We start from the raw sequence: 15,867 nt of genomic DNA, 5'->3' as shown, positions 1-15,867 counted from the left end.
GTGACCATGGACATCGGATTCGGTGCGCCGGTCTCCGGCGCGTGGGCGACGCCTCGCAACCTCGCGGAACTGGGACGGCGGGCGGAGCGGCTCGGGTACCGGTCGCTGTGGACGTTCCAGCGGCTGCTCGCGCCGGCGGGCGCGAACCTGGCGCCGATGTACCACTCGGTGCTCGACCCGATGGTGTCGCTCGGCTACCTGGCCGCCGCCACCTCGTCGATCCGGCTCGGGGTCGCCGTGGTCAACCATCCGTTCGCCTCACCGCTGCTGCTCGCCAAGCAGGCGGCGACGGTGGACGTGCTATCCGGCGGCCGGCTTGACCTGGGCATCGGCTCCGGCTGGCTGGCCGAGGAATTCACCGGGTCAGGTGTGCCGATGACCGCGCGCGGTGCGCGCGCCGACGAGTACGTCGCCGCGCTGCGCGCGGTCTGGGGCGGCGCGGCGGGATACAGCGGCACGTTCTTCACGATCCCGCCGGGTCGCCAGGAGCCGCATCCTGTCCAGCGCCCGGGGCCGCCTGTCCTGATCGGCGGCATGTCGCGGGCGGCGATGGAGCGGGCCGGGCGGATCGGCGACGGCTGGGTGACCGCGTCGAGCGCGGACCTGTCCACCATCGCGGAATCGGCGAAGGTCGTGCAGACCGCCGCGCGGGCGGCCGGGCGGAGCCCGGCCAGGATCGTCTGCCGCGGTGTGGTCCGGCCGGGCAAGCCGTCAGTCTCCAAGACGACGGGCAAGCGCCGCCTGCTGTCCGGGTCCTACGAGCAGATCCGCGAGGACGTCGGGTGGCTGGAGAGCTGCGGGGTGACCGAGGTCTTCTACGACCTGAACTTCGACCCCGCGATCGGTGACCCGGCCGCCGACGAGGGCAAGGCGGTGCTTCGCGCGTCGGAGATCCTCGAGGCCCTGGCGCCCGAGGCCCGCCTGTAGCGCCTGCCTGAAGATCGTTTAGCCGATGCCCTTGTCATTACCGGGGCTATCACCCCGGTGGTGACAAGGGCATTGCGGCGGTGATCTTCGCGGGGGTTCGCGCGCGGGGGTGGGCGGAGCCACGAACCCGTTCGGGATGATGCTCGGGGAAGCCGTCGCGGGGCTGGCGCGGCGGGACCTGCGGCACCCATCTATTAGTCTCGAAGGCATGGAGAAGGTGGAGCGGACCGATGCGGAATGGCGCGAGCGGCTTACGCCGGCCGAGTACGCGGTGTTGCGGCAGGCGGGGACCGAGCGGGCGTTTACAGGTGAGTACACGGACACAGAGACGACGGGCGTGTACCGCTGCCGTGCGTGCGGTGCGGAACTGTTCCGTTCCGATGCCAAGTTCCACTCGGGGTGCGGGTGGCCGTCGTTCTACCAGCCGACGGCGGACGACGCCGTGACGCTGATCGAGGACCGCGCGCACGGGATGATCCGCGTCGAGGCGCGGTGCGCCGCGTGCGACTCGCATCTCGGGCACGTGTTCACCGGCGAGGGGTACGCCACGCCGACCGACGAGCGCTGGTGCATCAACTCCGTCTCGCTGACGCTTGAGCCCAAGGAACCAGCCGAGGGCTGACATCGCGTCTCAGTGCTCGCCCGCGTCGTAGCGGCGGTCGCGCTTGGTCTGGCCGCGGCGGCGCTTGTCGGCGAGTCGACGCTCGCGCGCGCCCCTGGTCGGCTTGGTCGGCACCCGCGGCGGCGGTGGCGGCGCGATCGCCTCCTTGAGGACCGCGGCGAGCCTGGCGCGGGCCGCGTCGCGGTTCATCAGCTGGCTGCGCTCGGTCTCCGCGGCGACCGTGAGCACGCCGTCGGCGAGCCGGGTCTCGAGGCGGGACAGCGCCCGGTTACGCTCCCGTTCCGGCAGGGACGGCGACCTGGCGATGTCGAAGGAGAGTTCCACCCTGCTGTCGGTGGTGTTGACCGACTGGCCGCCAGGGCCCGAGGAACGCGAGAAACGCTCGCGCAACTCGCCGGCGGGGATCACCAGCCAGTTGTTCACGCGAAGGTCGTCGGCCATAACTTAAGTGTGGCCGGCGGGGCAATGCGGTCGCCACGGGGTTTTTGTCCGGTTCCCTGGTTGCGGTTGGTCGCATGCGGCCAAATCGTGACCTGGTGACGCAACCGGCCGCGCTTGGACCGCCGTCCAAGTGGCATGCGCTCCACCTCTTCCGCCCGCATGGACCGCCGGCCTCGCCGACCCCGCCGGCCTCGCCGGCCGAGTCGTCGGCTGACCGGCGCGGCCGCCGTCTGCGGGCTGCTCCTCATCACCGCCGCGGCGGCCGGCTGCTCGGGCTCTTCGAGTTCAAGCGCCGTGGCATCCGGCGAGGCCGCGGGATCCGCGGCCCCCTCGTCGGCCGCGGCCGCCCCTAGTGCGTCCGCGGCCGCTGGCACGGACAACGGCTTCGCCGGGTCGGGCAGCTCCGGCCGGTCCTCGTCGTCCACCACCGACAAGTACGTCGCGACCGGGCAGCAGCTGATCTACACGGCCCAGCTGACCGTGCGCGCCAAGGACGTCCAGGCGGCCGTCAACCGCGCCACGTCGGTCGTGTCCGCGGCCGGCGGCTACGTCTCGACGGAAAACATCACGGCCGCGCCGCCTGGGCACCCGAACGAGGCGTCCGCCTCGGTGACGCTCAAGATCCCCGCCGTCGCCTACGCCACGACGCTCGCCGCGCTGTCCGGGACCGCGCTCGGCACTCAGCTCTCCCTGACGCAGCAGACCCAGGACGTCACGCAGCAGGTCGCGGACGTGAACAGCAGGGTCGCCTCCGACGAGGCGGCGATCGCGCAACTCCGCGACCTGCTCAAGCACGCGGGAAGCGTCAGCTCGCTGCTCGAGGTGCAGAACCAGATCAACTCCGAGGAGTCCGACCTCGAGTCGATGCTCGCGCAGCAGAGCGCGCTTAACCACGAGACCGCCTACGCGACGCTGACCCTCAGCCTGGTCGGGCCGAAGGCCCCGGTCAAGCAGCACACCGTGGTGGCGAAGCCGCCGCCCGGCCTGACCGGCGGGCTCTCGGGAGGCTGGCACGCGTTCCGGCTGACCATCAGCTGGCTGCTGACGGTGATCGGCGCGGTGGCGCCGTTCCTCGCGGTGATCGCTGTGGTCGGCGGGCTCGGCTGGTGGAGCCGGCGACGGCTGCAGCAGCGCCGCCAGCCGCCGCCGGCCTCACCGGAGGCGCCCGACGCCGCCTGATACCGCCTGGCGCTTTGGCACGCGCGTCGGCCGACCTCGGGGGCCGGCCGACGCGCGTCGCGGTTCAGGCGGTGGCGGTTCAGGCGGTGGCGGTTCAGGCGAGCGAGGCGACGAGTTCGGCGGGCGGCTTGCGGCGGCCGGTGTAGAACGGGATCTCGATCCTGGTGTGCCTGCGGGCCTCCGCGCCGCGCAGGTGGCGCATCAGGTCCACGATCCTGTGCAGTTCGTCGGCCTCGAACGCGAGCATCCACTCGTAGTCGTTGAGCGCGAAGCTGCTTACCGTGTTGGCGCGCACATCCGGGTACTCGCGGGCCATCTTCCCGTGCTCGGCGAGCATCTTGCGCCGGTCGGCGTCCTCAAGCAGGTACCACTCGAGGGAGCGGACGAACGGGTAGACGCAGACGTAGTTCTTCGGCTCTTCCCCGGCCAGGAACGCCGGGATGTGACTCTTGTTGAACTCGGCGGGCCTGTGCAGCGCCATCGCTGACCACACCGGCTCGGACGCGTAGCCGAGCTTGGTGCGGCGGAAGTTCACGTACATTTCCTGCAGCTCGTCCGCGGTCGGCGCGACCCACCAGAGCATAAAGTCGGCGTCGGCCCGCATCCCCTGCAGGTCGTAGCAGCCCCGGGTGACGATGCCCTTGCCGTTGGCCTGGTCGAGCACTTCTGTCAGCTCGGTGGCGGCCTCCTCGCGGGCGAAGTCCCTGTCGGTCACCGTGAACACGGCCCACATGGTGTACCGGATCAGCTCGTTGAGGTCCCGTACCTTGGGCCGCTGCGTGTCGCCGGTGTCCGTGGCCTTGTCGTCCGTGGCCTTGTCCGCTGCCGAGTCAGTCATGTTTGCATCCTAGTGACCCGGATCGCCCGCCGAGCCTGGCGGCCCTGGCCGTGCCAGGGCGAGTCGGCGTCAGCTTGGCGGCGTGGGGTGGGTGGCGGCCAGGTAGCCGGTGATCTGGCTGACCGCGGCACGGGCGGTTGCGATGCAGGCGGGGATGCCGATGCCGTCGTAGGCGGCGCCCGCGACGGCGAGGCCGGGCTGCTCGGCGACCGACGCCCTGATGCGGGCAACGCGCTCCAGGTGGCCGACGTTGTACTGCGGCAGGCCTCCGCCCCAGCGGGTGACACGCCTCGCGATTGGCGGCTTGGCGGTCCCGATGGCGTCGGCGAGTTCGGCGGCGGCGAGGGCAGCCAGGTCAGCGTCGTCGCGGCGCAGGACCGCGACGTCGCCGCTGCGGCCGACGGAGCAGCGCACCACGTGCACCGGCGCCTGGCCTGCCAGGTGCGGCCACTTGACCGTGGAGAAGGTGGCGGCCTTCACGGCCCGCCCGTCCACGGCGGGAACCAGGTAGCCGCTGCGCTGCTGGGCCGGGAAGTCCTCGGCACGGAAGGCCAGTGTGACGATGGCCATGGACGCGTAGGGGATGCCATCAAGCTGGACCGCGGCGGCGCCTGCCGCGTCCTTGAGCAGCCGGGCGGCGGGCGCGGCAGGAACGGCGAGTATCACCGCGTCGGCGTCCAGGTACTCGGGGTCGGCCGCCGGGCCGACGGTCAGCCGCCAGCCGGTCTCGGTGCGCGCGAGCTCGCGGACCATGGCGTTCGTGCGGATGTCCGCACCCGACGCCTTGGCGACCGCCTCGGGCAGCGCGCCGAGGCCGGTGGTCAGCGAGACGAAGACCGGGTCCGGCTTGGCCGTGGGTGCCGCGGCGGGTGCGGGCGGGAGGAGCGACGCGACCGCACCGGTCAGCCGGTCGTGCGTGCGCGCCGCCGCGGCGAGCGGCGCGAGGGTGGCGGTGAACGACAGGTCCTCGGAACGGCCCGCGTACACGCCGCCGAGCAGCGGGTCGACGAGCCTGTCGACGATCTCGGCGCCGAGCCTGGACCCGATGTACTCGGTGACGGAGACGTCGCGGGCCTCCGCGGGCAACTCTGTCTCGTCCTTCGCCCGCGCCACGCCCTCGGCGGAGATGACCCCGGTGGCGGCGAGCTCGTCCAGGTCGGCGGGCACGCCCATGAACTGCCTGCGGGGCAGCGGCCGCATCGCGCCTCTGGTGTAGATGGCGGACGCGGTGACGCCGGCCGGGATCAGGGCGTCGCCAAGGCCCACCGCGGCGATCAGCTCGGTGCCTTCCGGCCGCCTGGCGAGCAGCGCCTCGGCCCCTTCGTCCATGGCCACTCCGGCCACGTCGGAGGCCGACAGCTTCCCGCCGACGCGTCCCGAGCCCTCGAGCACGGTGACACGAACCGGGGAGTCCATCAGGTAGAAGGCCGCGGCCAGGCCGGTGATCCCGCCCCCGATCACCGCCACGTGCGGCGTCCCGTTAACCGTCATGAGCTTAAGCCTGCCATAACGGGCCCGGCCGCCAGTGCGGGCGGCCGCGCTTGCCGTCAGGGGGCGGACGGTGGACGCCGGGCAGGCGGGGCGGCGGGAGCGGGGGCCATCCTTTGCGGGGGCACCGCCTAGGGGTGGCTAGCGCCAGAGGCGGACGCTGCCGTCCTTGCCCGCGCGGGTCTGCGTACGCGGCGGTGGTGATGAGCAGCGCACTGCGGCCGAACGCGGAGCTGTCACCCGGCGTCATCCAGCCTCGCCCTTCCCGCGCGTCTCAGGAGCGTGTGACGTACCGCACAGTCCTAATGGACTCCCTCGACCCTGGACACTCAGAGCAGCGACTGCGCCTCAAACAGCGAGTGAACGACGGGGAAATCCCACTGCGAGACGTAGCCGCTCTCCGCGCCCCGGGCGATCTGGATCGGACGAACGCCCACCGCCTGCGCGCCGACGCAGAATGTCGGCTGGTCGTCGATGAATACCGCGTCGACCGCCGCGACGCCGAGGTCGTCGAGCGCGGTCACGTACATCTCGGGAAACGGCTTCATGGAGCCGATCTCGCAGGACAGCACGAGCGCGTCGACCAGCGGGGTGACGCCTAGGTAGTCGAGGTGCGGCCGCGTGGTGTCCGCGCAGTTGGACACCAGGGCGGTCCGGATCCCGCGTGACCGCAGCCAGTTGAGGAACGGCACCGTGTCGTCGCAGAGCCGGGTGTAGGAGAGGACAAGCTCCGCGTCGCGCCGCGACAGCTCCTCGACGAGCTCGGGCTTGGGCTCGACGCCGAGCGCGCGCAGCGTCTGGGCGAACGAGGCGGCCACGGTCATCCGGCCGCGGTCGCGGTCCTCCCGCATGGTCTCCCATTCGGCGAGCCAGTCGTCAAGCGGCAGGCCGAGCGGCTCGATGAGCTCCTTCGTCCGCGGCACGAACTGGGAGACGAGGATCGTGTCGTAAACGTCGATGAGGCAGGCATGTACCACGCGGGTCACGCCTGCCTGAGCCTGGCGCGCAGCGTGGCGACCTCGGCCGCGCCGAAGCCGTTGGCGGTCAGCCAGGCATCGATGCCGCCGTAGCGGACGGTGAGCTGCTCGAGGAAGGCCTTCATGGTCTCCGCCCGCGGCGCGTGCGCCTTGACCGGCCTGCTCGTTATGTCGCCCGCGTACATCCGGGAACGGCTCAGCCGCTCCACGATCGCCTCGAGCCGGTCGTCGGTGGCCATGTAGTCGTCGACGATGGCCTCCGGCTCCACCCCCGCGATGGTCAGCGCGAGCGCCACCACGACGCCCGTCCTGTCCTTGCCCGCGGCGCAGTGCACGATGGCGGCACCGGGGGCGGTGGCGATGGTGCGCAGCGCGCCGACGACCTCTTCGGGGCGGTTCTCCAGGTAGCCGAGGTAGTGACCGCACATCGGGTCGTCGGGGTAGCGCTCGCGGTCCGCCTCGACGGACTCGGTGAGCAGGGCAGCCTTCAGCGTGTCCGACACGTCGAGAAACTCCTTGAGCACCGGGTGGTGCGCGTGCCTGACCCCGGAAAGCGCGTCGAGCGGCGCCGGTCCCTCGATCGTTACCTCGTTGGTCGAGCGCAGGTCGACGACCGTGGTCACGCCAAGCTCCTCGACCAGCCTGCTGACGTCGCCAGGGGTCAGCTCCTGGAGGTTTTCCGAGCGCAGCAGCCGGCTGTGCACCGTGCTTCCGCCGTCGATGGTGGGCAGCCCGCCCAGGTCGCGCGCGTTGACAGCGCCTTCAAGTTCAATCCATGCCACGTCCCGATTGTCCCATTTCGCACGTGAGGCAGGCCAACCGCATCCGCGAAACCCAGGTGAACAGTGCGCGACCAGCCACGATGATCACGCGTGCACGCTGATCAAGGGCGGATCGAGGGCGGCTCAACGGCGGTTCAATGGCGGTTCAATGCACCTCACGGGGCACCGCGTCGAGCCGGAGCTTGGCACGCCGGAACATGCGGAACTCGCCTGGCGCGTCGACGGTGCCCCAGTTGAGGTAGATGAACCGGCCGCCCGGTATTCCGGCGGCTGACCGCGGCCGCCAGCACGGGCGGATCGGCGTCCCGGTAACGGACGGCGGCTGCCGGCACCGATGCGCCTGAGCTGCTAGCGGGCGGTTACCTCGTGCACCAGGTCGGTGAGGCGGGCCAGGACGTCCGGGTCGGTCTCCGGCAGCACGCCGTGGCCGAGGTTGAACACGTGGCCTGGCAGCCCCTTGGCGTGGTCGAGGATCGCGCGGGCGCGCGCCTCCACCACGTCCCAGCCCGCAAGCAGCACCGACGGGTCGAGGTTGCCCTGGACCGTCTTGCCGCCGCCCGCCCGGCGGGCCGCCTCGTCGAGCGGTATCCGCCAGTCGACGCCCACCACGTCCGCGCCCGCCTCGCCGAGCAGGCCGAGCAGCTCGCCGGTGCCCACGCCGAAGTGAATCCGCGGCACGCCGAAGGCGGCAAGCGAGGAGAAGATCCGCCGGGTGTGCGGGAGGATCGACTGCCGGTAGTCCTCCGGACTGACCACGCCGACCCATGAGTCGAACAGCTGCACCGCCGACGCGCCGGCCTCGATCTGCGCCTGAAGGAACCCGATGGCGATGTCCGTGAGCCGGCTCATCAGCGCGTGCCACAGCTCGGGCTCGCCGTACATCAGCGCCTTGGTCCTGTCGTGGTTCTTCGACGGGCCGCCCTCGACCAGGTAGGAGGCGAGCGTGAACGGCCCGCCGGCGAAGCCGATGAGCGGCTTGTCGCCGAGCTCGCCGACCAGGGACTTCACCGCCTCGCCGATGAAGGGGACGTCGGCGGGCTCGAGCGGACGCAGCCGCGCCACGTCGCTCATGGCGCGGATCGGCCGCTCCACCACGGGGCCGATCCCCGGCTTGATGTCCACATCCACGCCGACCGCGCGCAGCGGTACCACGATGTCGCTGTACAGGATCGCCGCGTCGACGTCGTACCGGCGCAGCGGCTGCAAGGTGATCTCGGTAACGAGCTCGGGCCTGGTGCACGAGTCGAGCATCGCGATGCCCTCGCGGACCCGCTTGTACTCGGGCAGCGACCGCCCCGCCTGCCGCATGAACCAGATCGGGGTGTACGGCACCGGCTCACCGCGGCACGCGCGGACGAAGGGCGAGCTCTGCGGCTGGTTTGGCTGGGGGTGGGTCACGCCAGGGAGTTTACCGCCGCTCCGCGCGCCCCACACGATGGCGCCTTTTGCCATCGCCCCGCCCACCACCGTGCGGCGCCCCGCGCCGCACACCGGGGGGTACGGGGGGTCGTCCCCCCGGGAGGCAGGTCGGGCCGCGCGCCCGATACGATGGCGCCTTTTGCCATCGGGCGCGCGGCCCGACACGCCGGGCGAGATCCCCAGAAATCGCCCTGCTCCGTGCCAAGATCTGGAAGAGTCCGCAGGTACGAGCAGAGCAGTTAGCAGCAGGAACGCAAGCGGAGGGGGCATCCGATGACGCAGCCGCTTGGCAATTGTCCCGGATGTGGCGGCGACGAGCCATTTGAGCAGGTTCACCCCGGCCGGCACGCCGGTGATCGCTGCCCGGATGTCGACGGCGAGTGCCCCGAGTGGGTATGCCTGGGCTGCGGCGCCGCGGTCGTCATGGGCACAGTGTTCATGGGAACAGGGGTGCCCACCGGCAGCGAGGCGCTCACCAGCGACGACGCCTTCGCGGACACACCCATTCCCATCCGGCCCATGCAGTCCGTCCGTGCCGCGTAATCCCAGCTCAGGACCGCTCACCGGCCCGCTAACCCGCCGCCCGCGCGCCAGTCGCCGCCAGGCACGACGTACGCTCAGGCCATGAGGTTGGCGGACACGCCCGCAGCGGTGCGGGCAGGCGGCGACGCGGAGGCGGTCCCGGCGGGCCAGGGTGCCGCCGCGGACGGCGTCGGCTCTGCCGCCACGGACAGCGCCGCCTTCGCCGCAGCGGTCGCCGCTCTCGAGGCGGCCCGCGATGCGGTCACCGAGGTCAGGGACGATCTCGAGATCGAGGACTGGCCCGCGCCCAAGCGCCTGGCCCCGTACGCGATCGCGTTCGAAGCCACCGCCTACCGTGACGGCCAGGAGGCAGGGTCAGCGAAGCTGATGCTGCTGCACGATCCGGCCGGGCACGAGAGCTGGACGTCAACGTTCCGCGTGGTGGTGCAGGTGCACGCCGACGTGGAAGAGGAGATGGCGGCCGACCCGATGCTCGGCGAGGTCGGCTGGTCCTGGCTCACCGACGCCCTTGACCTGCACGCTCCCGGCTACGGCGCGCCGAGCGGTACCGTGACCCGGGTGATTACCGAGGGTTACGGGGGCAAGGCGGACGAGCCGCCGTCCACCGCCTTCGAGCTGCGCGGCTCCTGGTGCCCGGACGGCGAGCAGCTCGACGACGAGATCGGCGGCGCCATCTTCGCCTGGTGCGACCTGCTTGCCGCGGCGGCGGGCCTGCCGGCCCAGCCGCCGGGAACCCGGATGCTCGGCCGGCGCGGTCAACACGGTGCTGGTCAACATGGGGCTGGTCAACACGGGGCTGGTCAACGCGGGCGGCGACGCCAGTGACTGCCGAGGGTACGTCGTACGAGGACGAATTTCCCGCGGCAGGGGCGTCAGCAGATGCTGGCGTGCCCGGTGACGTGGCAGCGAGCGAGGACGACGCCAGCGCGACCGACGACGGCCGGGAGATCATCGACCTGACCGAGCCGGCCGGCGGGCTGCCGCCGGTGATCGCCACCGCCGAAGACCTCGCGGCGGCCGTGGCCCGGCTCGCCGCGGGAAGCGGGCCGGTGGCGGTCGACGCCGAGCGGGCCTCCGGCTACCGCTACGGGCAGAAGGCCTACCTGGTGCAGCTGCGCCGCGCGGGGGCTGGCACGGTGCTCATCGACCCGATCGCCTGCCCCGACCTGTCCGGGCTCGGCGCCGCGCTCGCCGATGTCGAGGCCGTGCTGCACGCCGCCTCACAGGACCTGCCGTGCCTGGCCGAGATCGGTTACCAGCCGCACGAGCTGTTCGACACGGAGCTGGCCGGCCGCCTGCTCGGTTACCCGCGGGTGGCGCTCGGCACCATGCTCGAAGAGGTGCTCGGCTTCCGGCTGGCGAAGGAACATTCGGCCGCCGACTGGTCGGTGCGGCCGATACCCGCGGAGATGCTCAAGTACGCGGCGCTCGACGTGGAGGTGCTCGTCGAGTTGCGCGACGCGCTCGCCACCCAGCTCGACGAGCAGGAAAAGACCGAGTGGGCCCGGCAGGAATTCGCCGCCGTCGCCGCCGCTCCCCCGGCGCCGCCCCGCGCCGACCCATGGCGGCGCACCTCGGGCATCCACAAGGTGCGGACCAGGCGGGCGCTCGCGGTGGTCCGCGAGCTGTGGCAGACGCGGGACGAGATCGCCCGCGACGCCGACCTGTCGCCCCGGCGGATTCTGAGCGATCAGGCCATCATCGACGCGGCCAGGGCCGAGGCGGGCAAGCCCGCGCCGACCGGCCGGCCGCAGCTGGACAGGATCAGCGGGTTCCACGCGCGGAACGCACGCAAGTACTCCGAGCGCTGGACCGCCGCGGTGACCCGGGTCCGGCAGCTTACCGAGGCGGAGTTGCCCGAGGTGGCCGGCGTGGCCACCGCGCCTGGCCCGCCGCCCGCGCACCGCTGGGCGGAACGCGACCCGGCCGCGGCCGCGCGGCTCGCCGCCGCGCGCGAGGCGATCGGCGCGATCGCCGCGGAGCGCAGGCTGCCAGTGGAGAACCTGCTGCCGCCTGACGCGCTGCGCCGCCTGGCCTGGGAGCCACCGGTCCCCGCGACGCAGGAGACGGTCTCCGCGGTCCTGCGAGGCTATGGCGCCCGCCGGTGGCAGGCCGAGCTGACGTCCCTCCCGCTCGCGGAGGCGTTCGCCGCCTCCGCCGCGAGCTCGGCCCCGACCGCGTGACGATCAGCGCCGCTGCGCACGCATAGGGTGCCTGGTTCGTGAAAGTGCAGGCCACGACGGGCCGCCGGGCCTGATCCGGGTGGCCGCCGGAAAGGCTACGCTGTAGGGCAAACTACCGCCGCGGCGAACGGCGGCCGACCAACAACCGGGGGATGGACGAACTCTTGCTTACTGCCGTCGCGTCAGCACTGAGCAGCACGGCGCTCCACGGCACAGCACTGCTCGCCAGCCCTGTATTCGCCAGTGCGGCCCCGCCACAGCTGCCTGGTTTCCTCAACTCCCTCGCGCCCGTGATCCAGCACTACGGCGTCTGGGCGATCGTGCTGTTCGTCTTCCTTGAGGACTTCGGCGTCCCGGTGCCAGGCGAGACGATCCTCATCGCGGGCGCGGTATTCGCCGGAACCGGCAGGCCCAACATCGTCATGGTCTACATCGCCGGCTTCCTCGCCGCGGTGGCGGGCGACAACCTCGGATACGCGATCGGCCGGTTCGGCGGGCGGGCCGTGGTGGACCGCTGGGGCAAGTACGTCTTCCTGACACCGGAACGCCTCGACAAGGCGGAGAACTTCTTCAACAATCACGGCGGCAAGATCATCGTGATCGCCCGGTTCGTCGAGGGGCTGCGGCAGGCCAACGGGCTCATCGCCGGGATCATCGAGATGCACTGGCTGAAGTTCGTCGCGTTCAACGCGCTCGGCGCCGCCCTATGGGTCGGCACCTGGGTGAGCGTCGGCTACTTCGCCGGCCAGCACATCACCGCGGTCTACGACGCCATCAGCCGCTACTCGCTGTACGCGGCGATCGCGGCGGCCGTGGTGATCATCGCCTGGATCGGCCTGCGCATCCGCAAGCGGCGCCGCGCGGCGGTGACGGGGAACACGCCGGTGGACGCCGGCGAGAGCTCTCAGGACAGTTCGGCCAAGTCATAGCGGTCGGCGGAGATCAGCACGCCGGCCGGCGCGCTGCCCTCGGCGGTCTCAGTGGCGTCGGCGGGCTCGGGTGCGCGTGCCTCATCGCCGGGCTCGGGCACTGCCGAGTGCACGGCGGCCGGCTCGACGCGGGCGGAATCGCGCGCGGGCAGGCCAAGCAGGCGCCGCCACAGCGGGCGCGCCAGCGGCTCTTGCGTCGCGGGTGCCGCCGCGGGCGCCTCGGCTACCGCCTCCGGTTCCGCGGGCGCAGGCAGCGGCGCGACGTTGAGCACCCAGAAACCGGACGTGTTCAGCGCGTCGTCCCACTCCTTGGGCAGCTCGAACGGGGCGTCACCGGTGTCGTCGGCGGAGGTCTCCCCGGCGGCCACATGTCCGGTGAGCGCCGCGAGCGCCGCCGCCCGCAGGTCAGGCAGGTTCTCCCGGTGCGCGCACACCACGGTGGGCTCGCCCGCGGCGATGGCCTCGCGGATAAGCGAGTCGATGTCGGGGCCGGAGTCAGCCGAACCCGTTCTGGGTGACTTGGCGTTGATGTAGAGGGAGGGGACTTCCCGCACCCGAGCGCCGGTGAGCTGCGCGAGCGGCCGCAGGGTTTCCGTGCAGCGCGCCGCGGTCGAGCTGATCAGCCGCAGCCGGGGGGCGAAGCAGGTCAGCAGGTCGGCCAGGGTTTTGGCGTCGGCGCGGCCCGAGTCGTCGAGCGGCCGGTCGGCGTCGGCGCGCTTCCAGCCGCTCTTGGGCAGCGCCTTGGAGTGCCGCAGCAGGATCAGCGGTACGGTACCCGCGGGCCGCGCCGCGAAGTCGGCGAGCACCCCGTGGTCGTGGGGGTAACTGACCTTCTGCGCGGCGCTGGAGGCGGGCACCCAGGCGACCCTGTCGACCTCGGAGTTCGGGACCGCACGCTCGTCGACGGACACCGTGCGTGCCGCCCAGTAGTGGACCCGCTTGGGGCGGCCGCCCACGTTGTAGCGGACCGAGGCCAGGCGCCGGCCGAGGGCCAGGCGCGCGCCGCCCTCCTCGAGCACCTCGCGGACCGCGGTGACCAGCAGCGGCTCGCCGGGCTCTGCCTTGCCCTTGGGCAGCGACCAGTCGTCGTATTTCGTCCGGTGCACGAGCAGGATCTCCGGCTCGCCGTCAGGGCCAGGGCGCCAGGCGACACCGCCGGCCGCCTTGATCAGCCTGGATCCTGAATTGTTGTTAGGCATCGGTGATGCGCCCTCGGCTCTTGTCCATGATCATGCTTTCGTGCACGTCACGCAGCGGAGCGCCGGACTCGTCGCGGGAGTGCCTGCTCCAGTTCCCGTCGCTGTCCAGCCACCAGGAGGACGTGCGGTCGTCCATGCCAAGATCGATCAGTTCTCGCAGCCGCGTGGAATGCGCGGGATCAACTACTCTCACCAGGGATTCCACTCGCCGGTCCAGGTTCCGGTGCATCATGTCCGCACTGCCGAGCCAGACCTCGTTCCCGGCGTCTGGGTCCTCGCCCGGCTGCGGGTCGGGGTCGGGCTCACCGGTGCCGAAGGCATAGATCCTTGAATGTTCAAGGAAACGGCCGAGCACGCTGCGGACTCTGATGCTAGCGGACAAACCGGGCACATTGGGCCGCAACGCGCACATGCCGCGAACCCAGATGTCAATGGGGACCCCGGCCTGGCCCGCCCGGTAGAGCGCGTCGATCACCACCTCGTCCACCAGTGCGTTGCACTTGAACGCGATCTTGGCGGGCTTGCCCGCCCTGGCCCTGGCCGCCTGGCGGCCAATGCGCCCGACGATGCCCGCGCGCAGCGATTCCGGCGCGACGAGCAGCCGCCGGTAGCCGCTCTTCCTGCTGTACCCGGTGAGGTGGTTGAACAGGTCCGTGACGTCCTCGCCCACCCGTATGTCCGCGGTGAGCAGGCCGAAATCCTCATACAGCCGGGCCGTGGTCGAGTGGTAGTTGCCGGTGCCGATGTGGATGTACCGCTTCAGCGCGCCGTCGGGTTCCTGGCGCACGATGAGCATCAGCTTGCCGTGCGTCTTCATGCCGACGAAACCGTAGACGACGTGACAGCCCGCCTCTTCGAGCTTTCTGGCCCAGGCGATGTTCGCCCGCTCGTCGAAGCGCGCCTTGATCTCCACCACCACGACGACCTGCTTGCCCGCCTCCGCCGCGTCAACCAGGGCGTCCACGATCGGGCTCTCCCCGCTCGTCCGGTACAGCGTCTGCTTGATCGCCAGCACCCGCGGGTCGGCAGCGGCCTCCTCGACGAGCCGCTGCACGGTGGTGGTGAACGAGTCGTAGGGATGGTGCACGAGGATGTCGCGCTCGTCAATCGCGGCGAAGATCGAGGTGTCGGTCGGCACGGCCTTCGCGTTCGGCACGAACTGCGGATAGCGCTGCTCGGGGATCGGCAGGTCCGCGATGACGTTCAAGCCGGTCAGGTCGAGCGGGCCGGGCAGCCGGTAGACCGCGTTGTCGTCCACGGACAGCTCGCGCGCCAGCCTGCGCAGCACGTCCTGCGACATGTCCTGCTCCACCTCGAGGCGGACGGCGGGCTCGAACCGTCGCTTGACCAGTTCGCGCTCCATCGCCTGGAGCAGGTTCTCCGTGACATCCTCGTCTACCTCGAGCTCGCGTACCCGGGTGACGCGGAACACGTAGTGCTCGATGATGTCCATCCCGCCGAACAGCTGGTTCAGGTGCGCAGCGATCACGTCCTCGATCGGGACGTAGCGGTAGCGGTTGACATTGAGGAAGCGCGGCAGCGACGGCGGCACCTTGACCCTGGCGAACATCGTTGTGCCGGTGGCCGGGTCGGTGACGTTGACGGCGAGATTGAGCGAGAGCCCGGAGATGAACGGGAACGGGTGCGCCGGGTCCACCACGAGCGGGGTGAGCACCGGATATACCTGATCGCGGAACAGTTCGGCGAGTCCGGTCCGTTCCGCGGCGGTGAGCTCCTTCCAGCGCAGGATCTCAATGTCGTGGCTGGCGAGCTCGGGCCGGATCAGCTCGGTGAAGACGGCGGCGTGCCGCTGCGAAAGCAGGCCCGCCTGGGTCAGCGTGTTCTTGAGCAGCTCGCTCGGGGTGCGCCCGGACGGGATGTTGACGGGGAACCCCGCGGCCATCCGGCGCATCAGCCCGGCCACCCGCACCATGAAGAACTCATCGAGGTTGGAGGCGAAGATGGCAAGGAACCGGACGCGCTCGAGCAGCGGCGTCTGCTCATCTTCCGCGAGCTCGAGCACGCGCTGGTTGAACAGGATCCAGCTCTGCTCCCTGTCCAGGTAGCGGTCGGCGGGCAGCTCGCGGCCCTGGCTCTCCTCGCCTTGGCTGGCCGAGGGGAGGTCCAGGCCGCCGTCCTCGGTCATCGACTGCACGTCCAACGGCTCCCTGTCTTGCTGCTGCTCACTGTCCTGCTGCTGACTAGGGCGCGGTGCAGGCGAGTCGGCTGGGACGAATCCTGTCTCGCTGACGCTCATGATCACCATTTTCCCGTGCACGCGCGGGTCAAAAGCGGCACCCCCGGCGACATCCGCCGGATTAGCCGGCTACGGCCCGCGTG

Annotated in this window: 16 protein-coding genes; 7 read left to right on the top strand and 9 right to left on the bottom strand. The window is 71.2% G+C overall.

Going from position 1 to position 15,867, the window contains the following annotated elements; translation table 11 throughout:
• Positions 1–6: 6 nt before the first annotated feature.
• Together EAS64_RS23775 and msrB are read left to right on the top strand one after the other, a co-directional pair.
• Positions 7–927: a TIGR03619 family F420-dependent LLM class oxidoreductase gene (locus tag EAS64_RS23775; protein WP_145856166.1), complete on the top strand. Its 921-nt coding sequence runs from the start codon at positions 7–9 to the stop codon at positions 925–927.
• Between the two features lie 208 nt (positions 928–1,135).
• Positions 1,136–1,549, top strand: a complete 414-nt coding sequence (gene msrB, locus EAS64_RS23770; protein WP_145856164.1) for a peptide-methionine (R)-S-oxide reductase MsrB — start codon at positions 1,136–1,138, stop codon at positions 1,547–1,549.
• 9 nt (positions 1,550–1,558) lie between these two features.
• Here msrB and arfB read toward each other — a convergent pair whose 3' ends face one another.
• Positions 1,559–1,990, bottom strand: a complete 432-nt coding sequence (gene arfB, locus EAS64_RS23765; RefSeq protein ID WP_145856162.1) for an alternative ribosome rescue aminoacyl-tRNA hydrolase ArfB — start codon at positions 1,988–1,990, stop codon at positions 1,559–1,561.
• A gap of 159 nt (positions 1,991–2,149) precedes the next feature.
• Here arfB and EAS64_RS23760 point away from each other — a divergent pair, with 159 nt between their 5' ends.
• Entirely contained in the window at positions 2,150–3,169 is a 1,020-nt protein-coding gene (locus EAS64_RS23760) for a DUF4349 domain-containing protein (protein WP_187366133.1), read from the top strand.
• Positions 3,170–3,263: 94 nt separating this feature from the next.
• Here the strand turns inward: EAS64_RS23760 and hemQ are convergent, their stop codons facing one another.
• From hemQ to hemE, 6 genes are all read right to left on the bottom strand, one after another.
• Entirely contained in the window at positions 3,264–4,007 is a 744-nt protein-coding gene (gene hemQ / locus EAS64_RS23755) for a hydrogen peroxide-dependent heme synthase (RefSeq protein ID WP_145856158.1), read from the bottom strand.
• A gap of 69 nt (positions 4,008–4,076) precedes the next feature.
• Entirely contained in the window at positions 4,077–5,498 is a 1,422-nt protein-coding gene (hemG, locus tag EAS64_RS23750) for a protoporphyrinogen oxidase (protein ID WP_145856156.1), read from the bottom strand.
• Between the two features lie 326 nt (positions 5,499–5,824).
• Positions 5,825–6,481 (bottom strand): HAD family hydrolase, encoded by a 657-nt coding sequence (locus tag EAS64_RS23745; RefSeq protein ID WP_145856154.1) that lies wholly within the window; start codon positions 6,479–6,481, stop codon positions 5,825–5,827.
• A complete protein-coding gene (locus tag EAS64_RS23740; RefSeq protein WP_145856152.1) occupies positions 6,478–7,254 on the bottom strand; it encodes a tyrosine-protein phosphatase in 777 nt (258 codons plus the stop codon). The genes EAS64_RS23745 and EAS64_RS23740 overlap by 4 nt, the downstream gene beginning before the upstream one ends.
• Before the next feature lie 145 nt (positions 7,255–7,399).
• The gene (locus tag EAS64_RS47565) at positions 7,400–7,516 is read right to left on the bottom strand and encodes a DUF5990 family protein (protein ID WP_369333565.1); all 117 of its coding nucleotides are present in this window, start codon (positions 7,514–7,516) and stop codon (positions 7,400–7,402) included.
• Between the two features lie 86 nt (positions 7,517–7,602).
• Positions 7,603–8,652, bottom strand: coding sequence for a uroporphyrinogen decarboxylase (gene hemE / locus EAS64_RS23730; RefSeq protein WP_281283305.1), 1,050 nt, complete (start codon positions 8,650–8,652; stop codon positions 7,603–7,605).
• 294 nt (positions 8,653–8,946) lie between these two features.
• Between hemE and EAS64_RS23725 the strand changes: the two genes are divergently transcribed.
• The 4 genes from EAS64_RS23725 to EAS64_RS23710 all read left to right on the top strand — a co-directional run bounded on the left by EAS64_RS23725 (position 8,947) and on the right by EAS64_RS23710 (position 12,328).
• Positions 8,947–9,216 carry a hypothetical protein gene (locus tag EAS64_RS23725; RefSeq protein WP_145856148.1) on the top strand — a complete coding sequence of 90 codons (270 nt, stop codon included), beginning with the start codon at positions 8,947–8,949 and terminating at the stop codon, positions 9,214–9,216.
• A gap of 81 nt (positions 9,217–9,297) precedes the next feature.
• Positions 9,298–10,041, top strand: coding sequence for a DUF3000 family protein (locus tag EAS64_RS23720; protein ID WP_145856146.1), 744 nt, complete (start codon positions 9,298–9,300; stop codon positions 10,039–10,041).
• A gap of 62 nt (positions 10,042–10,103) precedes the next feature.
• A complete protein-coding gene (locus EAS64_RS23715) occupies positions 10,104–11,399 on the top strand; it encodes an HRDC domain-containing protein (protein ID WP_439333619.1) in 1,296 nt (431 codons plus the stop codon).
• A gap of 152 nt (positions 11,400–11,551) precedes the next feature.
• A complete protein-coding gene (locus tag EAS64_RS23710) occupies positions 11,552–12,328 on the top strand; it encodes a DedA family protein (RefSeq protein WP_145856144.1) in 777 nt (258 codons plus the stop codon).
• Here EAS64_RS23710 and EAS64_RS23705 read toward each other — a convergent pair.
• Entirely contained in the window at positions 12,304–13,527 is a 1,224-nt protein-coding gene (locus EAS64_RS23705) for an NUDIX hydrolase (RefSeq protein ID WP_145856142.1), read from the bottom strand. The genes EAS64_RS23710 and EAS64_RS23705 overlap by 25 nt on opposite strands.
• On the bottom strand, positions 13,520–15,784 hold the full coding sequence (locus tag EAS64_RS23700; protein WP_145856140.1) for an RNA degradosome polyphosphate kinase: 2,265 nt from the start codon (positions 15,782–15,784) through the stop codon (positions 13,520–13,522). Before EAS64_RS23700 ends, EAS64_RS23705 begins: the two co-directional genes overlap by 8 nt.
• Between the last annotated feature and the right edge of the window lie 83 nt (positions 15,785–15,867).

It is taken from the genome of Trebonia kvetii (assembly GCF_007827045.1).
Lineage (GTDB): Bacteria > Actinomycetota > Actinomycetes > Streptosporangiales > Streptosporangiaceae > Trebonia > Trebonia kvetii.
Note: the sequence above shows the minus strand (reverse complement) of the source record. Positions and strands in the feature narration are given on the sequence as shown.